This window comes from Streptomyces spongiae (assembly GCF_009377185.1).
Lineage (GTDB): Bacteria > Actinomycetota > Actinomycetes > Streptomycetales > Streptomycetaceae > Streptomyces > Streptomyces spongiae.
In genome coordinates this window covers 1-2,176 of record NZ_VJZC01000961.1, presented here as the reverse complement: position 1 = coordinate 2,176, position 2,176 = coordinate 1, and the positions used below count along the sequence as shown (strand labels likewise).

Here is a 2,176-nt window from a genome sequence, read left to right as displayed (position 1 = left end):
GCTCCGGCCGGAGCAGCGGCACAACGGCCCCCCATGCTCATGCCTCGTCCGTCTCCTGGGCCGCCTTGTCGATGGCCGCGAGCGACTTCCGCACCTGGTTACGGTCCGTCGTGTACCAGAAGTCGGGCAGTGACGCCTTCAGATAGCTGCCGTAGCGAGCCGTGGCCAGCCGCTGGTCCAGTACGGCCACCACACCGCGGTCCCCGGAGGCTCGTACGAGACGGCCGGCGCCCTGGGCCATGAGCAGGGCCGCGTGGGTGGCGGCCACGGCCATGAAGCCATTGCCTCCCGCGTCCTCGACGGCCTTCTGGCGGGCGCTCATCAGGGGGTCGTCGGGCCGCGGGAAGGGAATCTTGTCCATGACGACGAGCTGGCAGCTGGGGCCGGGGACGTCGACGCCCTGCCAGAGGGACAGCGTGCCGAAGAGGCAGGTCTTCGGGTCGGCCGCGAAGTTCTTGATCAGCTCGCCGAGCGTCTCCTCCCCCTGGAGCAGGATGGGGAACTCGGGAATGCGGACCCTGAGCTCCTCCGCCGCCAGCTGGGCCGCCCGCATCGACGAGAACAGGCCCAGTGTGCGCCCGCCCGCGGACTGAATCAGCTCGGTCAACTCGTCCAGCATGTCGGCGCGGTCGCCGTCGCGCGCCGGGCGTGCCAGGTGCTTGGCGACGTACAGGATGCCCTGCTTCGGGTAGTCGAACGGCGAGCCGACGTCGACGCCCTTCCACTGCGGCAGGTCCTCGCCCTCCGTGCCCTCGGGCCCCAGGCCCAGCGACGCTCCCACGCCGTTGAAGTCGCCGCCGAGCTTCAGGGTCGCCGAGGTGAGGACCACCGAGCGGTCCGCGAAGAGCTTCTCCCTGAGCAGGCCCGAGACGGACATGGGGGCGACGCGCAGGGAAGCCCCGCTGGGTCGATACGCGGCTCCGCCGCGGGACTCGTGGCGCTCGTACCAGACGACGTCCCACTCGGAGCCGTTGCTGATCCGCTCCGCCACGTCGTGCACGCTCTCCACGGAGGCGAGCGCCTGCTTGCGGACCGCGTCCTCGTCCTGGACGGACTTGTCGCGCGTGCTGCCGATGGCCGAGATGACCGTACGGGCGGCGTCCCGCAGCGCCATCAGGGCGTACCCGAGGTCTTCTGGGATCTCCTCCAGGCGGCCGGGCAGGGCCAGCTCCATCAGCCGCTCGAAGCCCTCGGCGGCGGTCTGGAGCTGGTCGGCCGCCTTCTCGTTGACGAGCTTGGCGGCGCGGCGCACGGCCCGGTTGACCTGCCCCGGAGTGAGCTCGCCGGTGGCCACGCCCGTCACCCGGGAGACCAGCTCGTGCGCCTCGTCGACGATCAGCACCTCGTGCTGCGGGAGCACCGGAGCGCCCTCGATCGCGTCGATCGCGAGCAGCGCGTGGTTGGTGACGACGACCTCGGAGAGCTTGGCGCGTTCGCGTGCCATCTCCGCGAAGCACTCGGCGCCGTACGCACACTTGGAGGCACCCAGGCACTCACGGGAGGACACCGAGATCTGGGACCAGGCCCGGTCGGAGACACCCGGGGTGAGGTCGTCACGGTCGCCGGTCTCGGTCTCCTGCGACCAGTCCCGCAGCCGGAGCAGGTCCTGGCCCAGCTTGCTGGTCGGCGCGGCCGCCTCGAACTGGTCGAAGAGGCCCTCCTCCTCGTCCTGGGGCGCGCCCTCGTTCAGGCGGTGCAGGCACAGGTAGTTCGACCGGCCCTTGAGCATCGCGAACTCGGGGCGCCGGCGCAGCAGGGGGTGCAGCGCCTCGACCGTGCGCGGCAGGTCCCGCTCCACCAGCTGGCGTTGCAGCGCCAGGGTGGCCGTCGCCACGACGACCCGGTCCCCGTGCGCGAGCGCGGGCACCAGGTAGCCCAGCGACTTTCCGGTGCCGGTGCCGGCCTGGACCAGCAGGTGTGAACCGTCGTCGATGGCCTCCTCGACGGCTTGGGCCATGGTCACCTGGCCGGGGCGCTCCGTGCCGCCGACGGCGGTGACGGCTGCATGCAGGAGTTCGGGGAGTGAGGGCTTCGTCATAGCGCGACCACCCTACGACCAGCGACTGACAACCGGACGCCCGAGGCGAGGACGAGGGGTGTGATCAGGACGGAGGTGAGGGGTGGTGTGGGGGTGCGCGGTGGTGTGCGGGTGGCGGTGGTGTGCGGGTGGCGGGGG

1 protein-coding gene is annotated in these 2,176 nt (G+C 71.5%); it reads right to left on the bottom strand.

What is annotated here, in order from left to right:
- Positions 1–37: 37 nt before the first annotated feature.
- On the bottom strand, positions 38–2,038 hold the full coding sequence (locus FNH08_RS49165) for an ATP-dependent DNA helicase (RefSeq protein WP_152778445.1): 2,001 nt from the start codon (positions 2,036–2,038) through the stop codon (positions 38–40).
- Between the last annotated feature and the right edge of the window lie 138 nt (positions 2,039–2,176).